This is a genomic window from Pseudomonas hormoni (genome assembly GCF_018502625.1).
Lineage (GTDB): Bacteria > Pseudomonadota > Gammaproteobacteria > Pseudomonadales > Pseudomonadaceae > Aquipseudomonas > Aquipseudomonas hormoni.
In genome coordinates this window covers 4,249,741-4,262,296 of record NZ_CP075566.1, presented here as the reverse complement: position 1 = coordinate 4,262,296, position 12,556 = coordinate 4,249,741, and the positions used below count along the sequence as shown (strand labels likewise).

13 protein-coding genes and 1 pseudogene are annotated in these 12,556 nt (G+C 59.0%); 11 read left to right on the top strand and 3 right to left on the bottom strand.

What is annotated here, in order from left to right; translation table 11 throughout:
* The first annotated feature begins 38 nt into the window (after positions 1–38).
* Positions 39–1,736, top strand: coding sequence for a long-chain-fatty-acid--CoA ligase FadD1 (gene fadD1 / locus KJF94_RS19880; protein WP_214378119.1), 1,698 nt, complete (start codon positions 39–41; stop codon positions 1,734–1,736).
* 244 nt (positions 1,737–1,980) lie between these two features.
* Here the strand turns inward: fadD1 and KJF94_RS19875 are convergent, their stop codons facing one another.
* On the bottom strand, positions 1,981–2,358 hold the full coding sequence (locus KJF94_RS19875; protein WP_007990351.1) for a hypothetical protein: 378 nt from the start codon (positions 2,356–2,358) through the stop codon (positions 1,981–1,983).
* A 200-nt stretch (positions 2,359–2,558) separates the two neighbouring features.
* On the opposite strand from KJF94_RS19875, the gene KJF94_RS19870 reads away from it, so the two are divergent.
* From KJF94_RS19870 to def, 3 genes are all read left to right on the top strand, one after another.
* Positions 2,559–2,750: a CsbD family protein gene (locus KJF94_RS19870; protein ID WP_214378117.1), complete on the top strand. Its 192-nt coding sequence runs from the start codon at positions 2,559–2,561 to the stop codon at positions 2,748–2,750.
* A gap of 171 nt (positions 2,751–2,921) precedes the next feature.
* Complete coding sequence (locus tag KJF94_RS19865) at positions 2,922–3,878, top strand: YihY/virulence factor BrkB family protein (protein ID WP_214378115.1); 957 nt, start codon at positions 2,922–2,924, stop codon at positions 3,876–3,878.
* Positions 3,875–4,414, top strand: coding sequence for a peptide deformylase (def, locus tag KJF94_RS19860; RefSeq protein WP_214378113.1), 540 nt, complete (start codon positions 3,875–3,877; stop codon positions 4,412–4,414). The genes KJF94_RS19865 and def overlap by 4 nt, the downstream gene beginning before the upstream one ends.
* Positions 4,415–4,545: 131 nt before the next feature.
* On the opposite strand, the gene KJF94_RS19855 is transcribed toward def, so the two are convergent.
* Positions 4,546–4,962 carry a GNAT family N-acetyltransferase gene (locus tag KJF94_RS19855; RefSeq protein WP_214378111.1) on the bottom strand — a complete coding sequence of 139 codons (417 nt, stop codon included), beginning with the start codon at positions 4,960–4,962 and terminating at the stop codon, positions 4,546–4,548.
* A 416-nt stretch (positions 4,963–5,378) separates the two neighbouring features.
* Here KJF94_RS19855 and KJF94_RS19850 point away from each other — a divergent pair, with 416 nt between their 5' ends.
* From KJF94_RS19850 to KJF94_RS19835, 4 genes are all read left to right on the top strand, one after another.
* Positions 5,379–6,320 carry a fatty acid desaturase gene (locus tag KJF94_RS19850; RefSeq protein ID WP_214378109.1) on the top strand — a complete coding sequence of 314 codons (942 nt, stop codon included), beginning with the start codon at positions 5,379–5,381 and terminating at the stop codon, positions 6,318–6,320.
* 140 nt (positions 6,321–6,460) lie between these two features.
* Positions 6,461–7,252 carry a phosphate/phosphite/phosphonate ABC transporter substrate-binding protein gene (locus KJF94_RS19845; RefSeq protein ID WP_214378107.1) on the top strand — a complete coding sequence of 264 codons (792 nt, stop codon included), beginning with the start codon at positions 6,461–6,463 and terminating at the stop codon, positions 7,250–7,252.
* 234 nt (positions 7,253–7,486) lie between these two features.
* Positions 7,487–8,020: a sigma-70 family RNA polymerase sigma factor gene (locus tag KJF94_RS19840; RefSeq protein WP_214378105.1), complete on the top strand. Its 534-nt coding sequence runs from the start codon at positions 7,487–7,489 to the stop codon at positions 8,018–8,020.
* A complete protein-coding gene (locus tag KJF94_RS19835; RefSeq protein ID WP_214378103.1) occupies positions 8,017–9,030 on the top strand; it encodes an ABC transporter substrate-binding protein in 1,014 nt (337 codons plus the stop codon). The genes KJF94_RS19840 and KJF94_RS19835 overlap by 4 nt, the downstream gene beginning before the upstream one ends.
* Before the next feature lie 104 nt (positions 9,031–9,134).
* Here the strand turns inward: KJF94_RS19835 and gstA are convergent, their stop codons facing one another.
* Entirely contained in the window at positions 9,135–9,737 is a 603-nt protein-coding gene (gene gstA, locus KJF94_RS19830; RefSeq protein ID WP_214378101.1) for a glutathione transferase GstA, read from the bottom strand.
* Between the two features lie 99 nt (positions 9,738–9,836).
* Here gstA and KJF94_RS19825 point away from each other — a divergent pair, with 99 nt between their 5' ends.
* From KJF94_RS19825 to KJF94_RS30635, 3 genes and pseudogenes are all read left to right on the top strand, one after another.
* A complete protein-coding gene (locus KJF94_RS19825; RefSeq protein WP_214378099.1) occupies positions 9,837–10,709 on the top strand; it encodes a LysR family transcriptional regulator in 873 nt (290 codons plus the stop codon).
* A gap of 414 nt (positions 10,710–11,123) precedes the next feature.
* Positions 11,124–11,900: pseudogene (locus tag KJF94_RS30640) on the top strand (PAS domain-containing protein); the annotation flags it as partial.
* Between the two features lie 3 nt (positions 11,901–11,903).
* On the top strand, positions 11,904–12,443 hold the full coding sequence (locus KJF94_RS30635; RefSeq protein WP_431768162.1) for a methyl-accepting chemotaxis protein: 540 nt from the start codon (positions 11,904–11,906) through the stop codon (positions 12,441–12,443).
* The last annotated feature ends 113 nt before the right edge of the window (positions 12,444–12,556 follow it).

Here is a 12,556-nt window from a genome sequence, read left to right as displayed (position 1 = left end):
GCGATATTTGAATTCGCGTTGCTGAGGAGTGGGCTTCCATGATCGAAGACTTCTGGAAGGATAAGTACCCTGCCGGGATTGCTGCCGACATCAATCCGGACGAGTATCCGAATATTCAGGCAGTGCTGAAACAGTCCTGCCAACGCTTCGCCGACAAACCGGCATTCAGCAACCTGGGCAAGACAATTACCTACGGTGAACTGTACGAATTGTCCGGTGCCTTTGCCGCTTACCTGCAACAGCATACCGACTTGCAGCCGGGCGATCGAATCGCCGTGCAGCTGCCCAACGTCTTGCAGTACCCGGTCGCTGTGTTCGGCGCCATTCGCGCCGGGCTGATCGTGGTCAATACCAACCCGCTGTACACCGCGCGGGAAATGGAACATCAGTTCAACGATTCCGGTGCCAAAGCCCTGGTGTGCCTCGCCAACATGGCGCACCTGGCCGAGACCGTCGTGCCGAAAACCGGCGTCAAGCATGTCATCGTCACCGAAGTGGCTGACCTGTTGCCGCCGCTCAAGCGCCTGCTGATCAACAGCGTCATCAAGTACGTGAAGAAGATGGTCCCGGCGTATCACTTGCCCAAGTCCATCAAGTTCAACGACGTGTTGAGCAAGGGCCATGGCCAGCCAGTAGCTGAAGCCAACCCGGCCAGCAGCGACGTGGCTGTCCTGCAATACACCGGCGGCACCACCGGCGTGGCGAAGGGCGCAATGCTGACCCATCGCAACCTCGTCGCCAACATGCTGCAGTGCAAGGCGCTGATGGGTTCCAACCTCAACGAAGGCTGCGAGATCCTGATCACGCCGCTGCCGCTGTACCACATCTATGCGTTCACCTTTCATTGCATGGCGATGATGCTGATCGGCAACCACAACATCCTGATCAGCAACCCGCGCGACCTGCCGGCGATGGTCAAGGAACTGTCGAAGTGGAAGTTCAGCGGCTTCGTCGGCCTGAACACGCTGTTCGTTGCCCTGTGCAACAACGAAGGTTTCCGCAAGCTGGATTTCTCGGCGCTGAAAGTCACCCTGTCCGGCGGCATGGCCCTGCAACTGGCCGCGGCCGAGCGCTGGAAAGCGGTCACCGGTTGCGCCATCTGCGAAGGTTATGGCATGACCGAAACCAGCCCGGTGGCGACGGTGAATCCGATCCAGCACATCCAGATCGGCACCATCGGCATTCCGGTGCCTTCGACCCTGTGCAAAGTCATCGACGATGCCGGCGTGGAACAGCCGTTGGGCGAAATCGGCGAACTGTGCGTGAAAGGTCCGCAGGTGATGAAGGGCTACTGGCAACGTCAGGAAGCCACCGATGAAATCCTCGACAGCGAAGGCTGGTTGAAGACCGGTGACATCGCGTTGATCCAGCCGGACGGCTACATGCGCATTGTCGATCGCAAGAAAGACATGATCCTGGTCTCCGGTTTCAACGTGTACCCGAACGAGCTGGAAGACGTATTGGCGACCCTGCCGGGCGTGCTGCAATGCGCGGCCATCGGCGTGCCGGACGAGAAGTCGGGCGAGGCGATCAAGATTTTCATCGTCGCCAAACCGGGCGTGACCCTGACCAAGGAACAGGTGATGGAGCACATGCGCGCCAACGTCACCGGCTACAAGGTGCCGCGCTCGGTGGAGTTCCGTGATGCACTGCCGACCACCAACGTCGGCAAGATCCTGCGTCGGGAATTGCGTGATGAAGAGCTGAAGAAGATCAAGGCGAAGAACGCCGCATAAACAAAAAGCCCCGCAGATGCGGGGCTTTTTGTTTATAGCGATAGGGTCGGGCTTCTGTGGCGAGGGGATTTATCCCCGTTCGGCTGCGCAGCAGTCGTAAAACCGGCGAGCGCGGTGTTCCTGCTGAAATGCGGTTGCAGGTTATTGGGGCCGCTTCGCAGCCCAACGGGGATAAATCCCCTCGCCACAGATCTCTCGCCACAGATAAATCCCTTCACTACAGCCTCATCACAGTGATTCGGTGTTACTGGCGGAACGGCGCGAAATTGACGTTGGTCCCCGCCGGGCGCATGTCCTGCAAGTACGAATCCTTGTCCGCACTCAGTTCCAGGCTCAATGCAGCCTTGCGCTTGCCCTGGTTACGCACCACCAGCCCTTCAAGCTTCTCGCGCAGGAACACCGTCGGCACCTTCAGGTGCAGCAGTTCATCGGTGTCCGGCGTGTGCATCAGCAGGTGAATCCATTCGTACTGACCAACGGCCAGACGTGCCACCGGGATATCGAACCACCAGATGTTGCGGTTGCGGTTCAATTCAGTGAAGTGGCAGTTGTTGACGCCAAGCACAGCACCGCCGAGTTCCTGGTTTCTGCGGGCAATGGCCTGCTTTTTATCGAGTTTCATAACATTCCTACGGGATTGGATCTTCAGCGCCACGGCCTGAATACGTTGCGCATTCTCGGGGGTTGCTCCGCAAACATAAAGCCCAACCTGCACGGAACGATGAAATGTCGCGGTGAAAATAAATGAAACTCCGTGCAAACGCCTCCGGTCAATCCTTGTGTAACAACTTTTCTCATTGATTTGTTCACAGGAGAAACACCATGAGCAGCACTGGCGATAAAGTAAAAGGCATGGCCAACGAAGCAGTCGGTAACGTCAAGCAAGGCGTCGGCAAGGCCACCGGCAACGATAAAGTGCGCGCCGAAGGCGTGGTGCAGGAAAGGAAAGGCGAAGCTCAGCAAGCAGTGGGTAAAGCCAAGGACGCGATCAAAAAAGGTGTCGACAAGGCTTGATTCGGCCTTGGAGGAATATCAGAAGCGGCCATCCACGGATGGCCGTTTTTGTGTCAGCCTGAACTTGCACACTGAAATTGTTTCAAAGTCGCCAAGTAGGCTACTTTGATGTAGAAAACGGCCCCTGAGTCGCCACGACCTCAACCCAATTTGCGGCGAAAGGAGACGCTAATGTTTTTCCCTCACATGAAAGGCCTGCGCCTGCACCGTGTCATGGTGCGCACGGTCACCGAGTTCGTCGACGACGAGATGTCGACCTATGCCTCGGCGCTGGCCTACCAAATGCTGTTTTCGCTGTTTCCCTTCATCCTGTTCCTGATCGCCCTGATCGGTTTCCTGCACTTGCCGGACTTCTTTTCCTGGCTGCGCCTGCAATCGGAACTGGTCCTGCCGCCCCAGGCGCTGGAGCAGGTGAACCCGGTGATTGACCAGCTCCAGCAATCCAAGGGTGGCCTGCTTTCGGTCGGTATCGTCATCGCGCTGTATACGGCTTCGGCCGGCGTGCGCCTGATGATGAGCGCGATGAACGCCGCTTACGATGTGGTGGAGGGCCGTCCTGCGTGGAAACGTTTTCCGCTGTCGATTATCTACACCATCGGCATTGCCGGCATGTTGCTGGTCGCCGCCGCGTTGATGGTGCTCGGGCCGCAGGTGATGGGCTGGATTGCTGCGCAGGTCGGGCTGGAAGACTTCATTGTCACGGTCTGGACGATCGCCCGCTGGCCGGTCATCGTTGTCCTGATGATGATTGCGGTGGCGTTGATCTATTACGTCATGCCTGACGTCAAGCAAGAGTTTCGTTTCATCACCCCCGGCTCGGTGCTGGCGGTGGCGGTGTGGATCGTCGCTTCCCTGGGGTTCGCGTTCTACGTCAAGACTTTCGCCGACTACAACGCCATGTATGGCAGTATCGGCGCGATCATCGTGCTGTTGCTGTACTTCTATATTTCCGCGGCGGTGCTGTTGCTCGGTGCGGAGATGAATGCGGTGATCGAACACATGTCGAGCGAAGGCAAGGACCCTGGCGAAAAGGTCCCCGGCGAGCTCGACCATGCACACAAACACCACGTTTCGGGACTGGGTCGGGATCACTCGATCAAGCCGAACACTGACGAAGTCATCAAATGATCCGTGAAATCCTGAAAATGGGCGACGAGCGCCTGCTGCGTGTCGCTCCGCCAGTCCCGGCCGAAATGTTCGACAGCCCGGAGTTGTGGCAACTGATCGACGACATGTTCCAGACCATGGAAAGCGTCGGTGGCGTTGGCCTGGCGGCGCCGCAGATCGGGGTCGACCTGCAACTGGTGATCTTCGGTTTCGAGCACAGCGAGCGCTACCCGGATGCCGAAGCGGTGCCGCAGACGATTCTGATCAATCCGCTGATCACGCCGTTGAGCCCGGTGATGGAAGAGGGCTTCGAAGGTTGCCTGTCGGTGCCCGGCCTGCGTGGCGCAGTGGACCGTTACCAGCAGATTCGTTACGAAGGTTTCGACCCGAAGGGCGAGCCGGTCGTGCGCATTGCCGAGGGCTTTCATGCCCGTGTGGTGCAGCACGAATGCGATCACCTGATCGGCCGGTTATATCCTTCGCGGATTACCGACTTCAGCAAGTTCGGGTTCACCGAAGTCATGTTTCCGGACCTCGATCCCAACGCTGACGATTAACCCGAATTCACCACAAAACAAATGTGGGAGCGAGCCTGCTCGCGATAGCGGTTTTACATTCAACACATCGGTTGACTGACTCACCGCTATCGCCGGCAAGCCGGTCTCGCTCCCACAGTTGATCTTCATGTCTACCCGACCAGTTCCAACCCCATCGCAATCATCGGCTTGCTGCGCGCATAGCGACTCAAACGTTCGACCATGGCGTAAGGCATGGCCGGATCGAAGGTAAAACCGCGTCGTTCATAAAATCCGCGCAAATCCGGATGGCAGAACAGCCACACCGGTTGTTCGAGACCTTTCACCGCTTCGGCGATCAACGCCGCCGCAATCCCTTGTTCGCGGCACGCCGGATCGACGAACAAACCGGTCAGCCAATGCCCGCCCGAGACCGGGCGCAAACACAGGGCGCCAATGATCTCGTCGCGCCTGGCGACCCACAATTGAGCGTCACGCACCGCTTTCATCGACGATTGATGGGCACGATAAAACTTGTTCATCAAGGGCCATAACGGCTCGGCGAGCAAGGTGTACTGGGTGTCGGGCATGGATGCGATCTGTCGCTGAGCAAAGCGGGCGATTATAAAAGAACGCGCGCCCGGCGATAGGTGTATACCTGATCTCACATCCCGTATGAGTGGAGTACGTATCATGGCCAAAGGCATGGATTCAAAAAAAGCGGCAAAGAAGAAACCGGCGAAAACCGCCGATGAAAAACGCGCGGACAAGAAGGCCAAGAAGGTGGATGTGTTCGGCCATTGATCCCCGCGAGCCTGACAGTGAACCTGTGGCGAGGGAGCTTGCTCCCGCTGGACTGCGCAGCAGTCCCTTTTTGGGGCCACTTCGTGGCCCAGCGGGAGCAAGCTCCCTCGCCACACGCGTTTAGAAGAAATAACCAAATAATCTGCAAGATTTCCCTGCGCCATTGCACAGAAGGGGACTGGTCCCCGATCTGAGCAACGCCATGCCCCATTACTTCGATAGCGCCCACCGAGCAGAAATCGAAACCCTGCGCCAACGCCTGACCGCTCGCACCGAGTGGCCGACCTGGTTACTGCTGATCGGCGTGTACACCGGTTGGTTCAGCATCGTGCTGGGCAGTGCGCAGTTGGGGGTGTGGTGGAGCACGCTGTTGCTGATTCCATTGGTGGTGCTCTGGTTGTCGGTGCAGCACGAATTGCTGCACGGTCATCCCACGCGCTGGACCACGCTGAACAAAATCCTCGGCTACGCACCGTTCGCCGTCTGGTATCCCTACACCTTGTATCGCGACAGCCACTTGCTGCATCACCGCGACGAAGACCTGACCCTGCCGGGTCTCGATCCGGAAAGCCGCTACCTGAGCGCCGAGCGGTGGCAAGGAAGCTCAGTGTTCGAAAAGAGCCTGCACTGGCTGAACAAAACCGTGCTCGGTCGCTTCATCCTCGGTGCTCCGCTGGCCTTGCTGGCGCTGGCGCGGGAAGAACTGCAACGTTTGAAAACGGGTGAGCGGCAGGCCTGGTTGATGTGGCTGACCCACGGCACACTGACCCTGTTGATGTTGCTGTTCATCGCCCGCTACAGCGTGCTGCCGGTGTGGCATTACCTGTTGCTGATCAGTGTGCCGGCGCTGTCGATTGCGATGATCCGCTCTTATTACGAACACCGACCCCATGCGCAACCCGAGCAACGCACTGTGCTCAACGAAGCCGGCTGGCCATGGCGCTGGCTGTTCCTGAACCTGAATTTTCATCTGGTGCATCACGACCTGCCAGGCCTGTCCTGGTACGACTTGCCCCGCGCCTATCACGCGCGCCGCGAGCAATGGGTGGCGCGCAGCGGCGGGTTTCTGGTGCAGGGTTATGGCCAGTTGTGGCGTGAGAATGGGATAAAGGCGATCGACAGCCCGAAACACCCCTTCCACTGATTGCGAATGCATTCCCCTGTGGGAGCGAGCCTGCTCGCGATGGCGGTGTGTCAGATGCATTGATGTCCACTGATGCGCCGCCATCGCAGGCAAGCCGGTCTCGCTCCCACAGTGGAATTTTGTTGTATGGGAAGAATTTGATGACTCAAGACATCGCCGAATTACTGATGTACGTCGCCCCCGAGCCGATCCGCCAGGCCAACGAGCGCTGGCTGACGCGAATCCTCGAACGTCTGGGCACCACGCGCCGCAACGCCGAAGCGCTGTCGCTGATGGAGCTGTGGTTGTCCCCGCACTTGCTGCTGACCCAAACCTGCGGCTATCCGCTGATGACCGCATTGCGTGGCCAGGTCCGGGTGGTCGGTCGGCCTCGCTACGAACTACCGGACAGCACCGGCGGCAACCATTGCAGCCTGCTGCTGAGTCGCGCCGATGATTCACGCCGAACCTTGCCCGCGTTTTTTGGCAGCCGTGGCGTGATCAACGGCGAAGACTCCAACAGTGGCATGAACCTGCTGCGTCAACGACTGGCACCGCTGCATCAAGATGGACAGTTCTTCACCCGTGTCGGTATCAGCGGCAGCCATCGCGAGAGCCTGCGCTGGTTGCGCGAAAACAAAGCTGATCTGGCGGCCATCGACAGCGTGACCTTTGCCTATCTCGCACGCCACGCCCAAGAGGAAGTGGCGGGGTTGCGAGTGGTGGTGCGTAGCGCGTTCAGCCCGACCTTGCCGTATATCACGGCGGCGACGGTTAGTGATGAACAGGTTGAGGCGTTGCGGCAGGTGATGAACGAGACGTTGCGGGAGTTGCCTGAAGTGGCTGAAGTACTTGGTTTGCAGGAAGTGTTGCCGGCACGCGAGAGCGACTATCAAATCATTCTCGACTATCAACAAGAAGCCGAGGCGTTGGGGTTCGGGCGCCTGCGTTGACTGAAGATTTTTCGCGGGCAAGCCACGCTCCTACAGGTTCTTTCCAGAGATCGACACTGAACCTGTAGGAGCGAGGCTTGCCCGCGAAGGCGATTGTATGATCACCTTCAATCTTAAATTCCAAAAATGCATATAAAAATGCTTTTTAAATATTATTAATGAATAAGGCTCCTTGCTAGGATTCGCGTCACCGGACCACCGGACATTCAGCGACCCCTAGCCTTTGGAGCCTCTATGTCCGGCACCGACTTATCCCATCGCACCGACGTGGGCGGATTGTTCCGCGCCCATTACCCCTGGCTGTGCGCTCGGTTGCGACGGCATCTGGGGGCCAGTTCCAGCGTCGAAGACATCGCCGCCGAAACCTTCGCGCAACTGCTCGAATCCCCGGGGCTGACCCCGATTCGCGAGCCGCGCGCGCTGCTCACCACCATCGCCCACCGGCTGATTTACCAGCTCTGGCGTCGCCGTGATCTGGAACGTCAGCACCTCGATCAACTACAACACCTCGATCAGCCGCAGGCGAGTTCGCCCGAGGAGCTGCTGCAACTGACCCAGGCGTTGCATGGCCTCGACCGAACGCTTCAGCGCTTGCCGGGCAAGGTCCGGGCGACGTTCCTGTTGTCGCGAATCGATGGCCTGACCTACCCGCAAATTGCTGCCGAGCTGGGCATATCCCAGCGCTCGGTCAGTGTCTACATGACCCGCTCCCAAGCGTTGTGCGCCCAGCACAGCGCCAATGAACCCTTGCACCAGAGGTCCGCATGAAATCGATCAAAACCCTGCTCGGCAGTTCGCTGCTGGCCCTGAGCCTTGTGGCCAGCCACGTTCCCGCCGCAGAAAAAACCGCGCCGATTCACTTCGGCGACATCACCTGGGAAAGCGGCAGCCTGATCACCGAGATCCTGCGGTTGATCGTCGAAAAAGGTTACGGCTACCCGACCGATACGTTGCCCGGCAGCACCGTCAGCCTCGAAGCGGCATTGGCCAAGAACGACATCCAGGTGATTGGCGAAGAGTGGGCGGGGCGCAGTCCGGCGTGGGTCAAGGCTGCATCGGAAGGCAAAGTGTTTGGTCTGGGCGATACCGTCAAAGGCGCCACCGAAGGCTGGTGGGTGCCGGAGTACGTGATCAAGGGCGACCCGGAGCGCGGGATCAAACCGCTGGCGCCGGAGCTGAAATCCGTCGCCGACCTGGCGCGCTACAAGGACGTGTTCCGCGACCCCGAGGACCCGAGCCGCGGACGCTTCCTCAACAGCCCGACCGGCTGGACCTCGGAAATCGTCAACAGTCAGAAACTCAAGGCCTATGACCTGACTACCAGCTTCGTGAACTTCCGTACCGGCTCCGGCGCGGCGCTGGATGCCGAGGTCGCATCGTCGATCCGTCGCGGCAAACCGGTGTTGTTCTACTACTGGTCGCCAACGCCGCTGTTGGGCCGCTTCAAACTGGTGAAACTCGAAGAACCGCCGTTCGACGCCGAAGCCTGGAAGACCCTGGCCGATGCCAACAACCCGAACCCCAAAGGCACGCGCTCGATGCCGGCGAGCCTGGCCATTGGCGTGTCCGCACCGTTCAAGACGCAGTATCCGGATTTGGTGGCGTTCTTCGAGAAAGTCGATTTCCCGATCGATCTGCTGAACCAGACGCTGGCGCAGATGAGCGAAAAGCGCCAGCAACCGCGTCAGGTCGCGGAAGCGTTTTTGCGCGATCAGCCGCAGATCTGGAAGGGGTGGGTGCCGGGGGAGGTCGCTACAAAAGTGAGTGCGAGTTTGTAATTTCTTCAGCGCCCGTTCCACCGCTTTCGCGGGCAAGCCTCGCTCCTACAGGTCTAGCGCTGTACCTGTAGGAGCGAGGCTTGCCCGCGAAGCGAACTAAACCCTTACAAAGATTCAGCGGCCAACGCCGCTTTCACCGCCGGGCGCTCATCAAGCCTGGCCTGAAACCGCACCAATGCCGGCCACTCATCCAAATCAATCGCAAACAACGGCGCCCACCGCAACACCGTAAACAAGTACGCATCGGCAATGCTGAACCCACCCGCCAGCAAATAATCCTGCCGCTCCAGCGTCTGGCACACCACCGCAAACCGCTTGTACAACTTCTCCTTGATCAGCACCTTCACCTCCTCCGGGAACTGCGCGTTGAACAACCAACCCAGCCCGCCGTGAATCTCCGTCGAAACAAAATTCAGCCACTCCTGCAACCGCACGCGCTCGAACGTCCCATGGGCTGGCGCCAGGTTCGCCTCGGGTCGCAGGCCCGCCAGGTACTGCAGGATTGCCGGGCCTTCGGTCAGCACTTCACCGTTATCCACTTGCAGCGCCGCGACGTAACCCTTCGGATTGATGGCAAGGAAATCGGCACCGCTCGCGGTCTGTTTGGTGCGGTTGTCCACGCGGATCAACGCGAAGGGCAGGTCCAACTCGCGCAGCACAATGTGCGGTGCGAGTGAGCAAGCGTGGGGGGCGTAATACAACTTCATCGGCAGGCCTCTGGTTCGGGGTTTTCGCCAGTGTCATAGTGTGCGGCGCCCTCGGTAAAATTAATCTTTCAGAAAACTGCCATAAGGAAAGCTACTGCCATGATGAATCTGATGCACTGGCGAATGGTGGTGGCGGTGGCGGACACAGGCAACATCACCCGCGCGGCCGAGCGGGTCGGCATGACCCAGTCCGGCGCCAGCCAGGCGCTGGCGTTGATCGAAGAAACCCTCGGCGTTCAACTGTTCAGCCGGGAAAACCGCCAGACCTTGCCGACCGCCATTGGTCTGCCGGTTATCGAGCAGGCGCGCACCATGCTCGGCGCCCTGGAAAACATCCGCAGTACCGTCGATGCCGCCAAAGGCATCCAGCGCGGGACGATTCGCCTGGCGAGTTTCCCGATGGTACTGGCGACGTTTCTGCCGCCGCTGCTGCGCCAGTTCAATCGGCTTTATCCCGGCATTCAGGTGGTCGCCCTGGAAGTCAGCGACGATGAAGTGGAAACGCTGCTTGGGGCCGGTCTGGTGGATGTCGGTGTGGTGTTGAACCCGGCGCCGGAGCGCAATGCCGGCCGTTTGGGGCACGATGCCTGGGTGGCGGTTCTGCCGGGCGGCCATCCTTTGGCGCGGCGCTCGGTTGAAGAGGGCGTCACCCTCGCCGAGCTGGCGGAGCAACCTTTTGTGCTGGCCACGGGCGGCTGTTCGACCAATGCCCGCAGCCTGGCCATCGATGCCGGTTTGCAGTTGCAGGACGTCCGTGTCGAGGTCCGTGAATGGAGCAGTGCGTTCACCCTGGTGCGGGAAAACATCGGTGTGACCCTGGTGCCGGAAATGACCCTGCCGAGCCAGCTCCAGGGCCTGCGTGTGGTGCCGCTGAAACCGCGAATCGATCGCGAGTTCGCCTTGGTGGTCGCGGCGAACAAGCCACCCTCGGCGGCGGTGCAGGCGCTGTTGAGCATGCTGGCTGAAAACTGAACCGGTTTTCAGCTGAACCGATTTTGTCCTCGATGATGGCCGACTAGTGGCCTTGCAAGCGGATTGCGGCTGGCTATGCTCACTCCTGACTAACCATGTCGGTCGCAATATGAAGGCCGTCATGCACGCTTCAAGAGTGCGCAACCCAAGGCACCGACGCGAGCAACAGGGAGCTGTTAAGTAAAGGGAGTTACTTATGAAAACATCAGGGCTGGCCCGGTCCCGGGCTATCAAGAGACGGATGTCTTGATAAGAGCGTTGCCACATGGACTCTCCGATTCAACATCATTGATCACCTGACCATTCCTCCCTTGGAGGAATGCGTGTGCCTGTTCCATGGAACGTTGTGGTGGATACGTTGAAAGACCGAAAAACTTTCATCAATCAAACGACCGCACTTAGGGTGATACGACCATGTTTAACCTACATCACAAGGCTGACCTGCTGGAAATCGAGCGCTACAGCTGTGCGCTGGCCGAGGCCAATGCCAGGTTGGCCGCCGTCAGCCGTTCGATGGCGATGATTGAGTTCACCCCTGAAGGCATTGTTCTTGATGCCAACGAAAACTTTTGCGCCGCCATGGGTTACAGCGTCGAGGAAGTGCGGGGCAAACATCACCGGATCTTTTGCGAGGAAGCGTTTTACCGAAGCGAAGACTACGCCAGATTGTGGCGTGACCTGGCCCGTGGCGAACCGGTCAGCGGCACTTTCCTGCGCTTGAACAAGAGGAGCAAGGAGATCTGGCTCGAAGCCAGCTACATGCCGGTTTTCGGCCCCGACCGCCAGGTAAAAAGTGTGATCAAAGTGGCCACGGACATTTCTGCCAGGGTTTACGAAGAGCACGAAAACAAAAGCATGCTCGCGGCCATCGGTCGCTCCATGGCGGTGATCGAATTTACCCCCGAAGGTCATGTGATCACGGCCAATGAAAACTTCCTGAAGACTACCCATTACTCGCTGAACGAAGTTGTCGGTCAGCACCACAGTCTGTTTTGCCATCGCGCCGAAGCCGAATCCCAGGTCTATAAAGCGTTCTGGGGTTCACTGAATCGCGGCGAGTATCACTCGCACCGTTTTGAACGAAAGGATAAACACGGCCATACGATTTTCCTTGAAGCGTCCTACAACCCGTTGTTCGACACCAAGGGCCGGCTGTACAAAGTGGTCAAGTTCGCCAGCGACATCACGAATCAGGTGACCACCCTGCAAACCGCTGCCGAATCGGCCCACAGCACCTCGGTCCAGAACGACGCCTGCGCGCAGAAGGGGTCGCAGGTGGTGCAGCAAACGGTGCAGATCATCCAGGACATTTCCAAAGACTTGAACGAGGCGGCGTTGAGCATCGATGCGGTCAGCAAGCAGTCCGAGATCATCGGCACCATCGTCCAGACCATTCGCGGCATTGCCGATCAGACCAACCTGCTGGCGCTTAACGCGGCGATCGAAGCGGCCCGGGCCGGGGAGCACGGGCGTGGATTCGCAGTCGTCGCCGATGAGGTTCGCAGCCTCGCCGCACGCACCAGCCAGGCGACGCTGGAGATCGTCGACGTGGTGCGCAGGAACCATGATTTGTCATTGAGCGCGGTGTCGAGCATGCAGTCGAGTTTGAGCCGGACCGGTCTTGGAGTGGAGTTGGCGAACGAGGCGGGAGAGGTGATTCTGGAGATTCAGCAGGGGTCGCGGCATGTCGTGGATGCGCTCAGCCAGTTCAACTCGACCTTGCAGATAAGTTGATGAATACCTGTGGCGAGGGAGCTTGCTCCCGCTGGGCTGCGTAGCGGCCCCAAAAATCTGACAGCCATTGCCGATTTTGTGAGCGCTACGCGCTCAAGCGGGAGCAAGCTCCC

Coding starts and splice junctions, on each gene's coding strand:
- KJF94_RS19875 (WP_007990351.1), bottom strand. CDS start 2,358: ATGAAACTCGATAAAAAGCAGGCCATTGCCCGCAGAAACCAGGAACTC.
- fadD1 (WP_214378119.1), top strand. CDS start 39: ATGATCGAAGACTTCTGGAAGGATAAGTACCCTGCCGGGATTGCTGCC.
- KJF94_RS19850 (WP_214378109.1), top strand. CDS start 5,379: ATGCCCCATTACTTCGATAGCGCCCACCGAGCAGAAATCGAAACCCTG.
- KJF94_RS19835 (WP_214378103.1), top strand. CDS start 8,017: ATGAAATCGATCAAAACCCTGCTCGGCAGTTCGCTGCTGGCCCTGAGC.
- def (WP_214378113.1), top strand. CDS start 3,875: ATGATCCGTGAAATCCTGAAAATGGGCGACGAGCGCCTGCTGCGTGTC.
- KJF94_RS19855 (WP_214378111.1), bottom strand. CDS start 4,962: ATGCCCGACACCCAGTACACCTTGCTCGCCGAGCCGTTATGGCCCTTG.
- KJF94_RS19870 (WP_214378117.1), top strand. CDS start 2,559: ATGAGCAGCACTGGCGATAAAGTAAAAGGCATGGCCAACGAAGCAGTC.
- KJF94_RS19840 (WP_214378105.1), top strand. CDS start 7,487: ATGTCCGGCACCGACTTATCCCATCGCACCGACGTGGGCGGATTGTTC.
- KJF94_RS19825 (WP_214378099.1), top strand. CDS start 9,837: ATGATGAATCTGATGCACTGGCGAATGGTGGTGGCGGTGGCGGACACA.
- gstA (WP_214378101.1), bottom strand. CDS start 9,737: ATGAAGTTGTATTACGCCCCCCACGCTTGCTCACTCGCACCGCACATT.
- KJF94_RS19845 (WP_214378107.1), top strand. CDS start 6,461: ATGACTCAAGACATCGCCGAATTACTGATGTACGTCGCCCCCGAGCCG.
- KJF94_RS19865 (WP_214378115.1), top strand. CDS start 2,922: ATGTTTTTCCCTCACATGAAAGGCCTGCGCCTGCACCGTGTCATGGTG.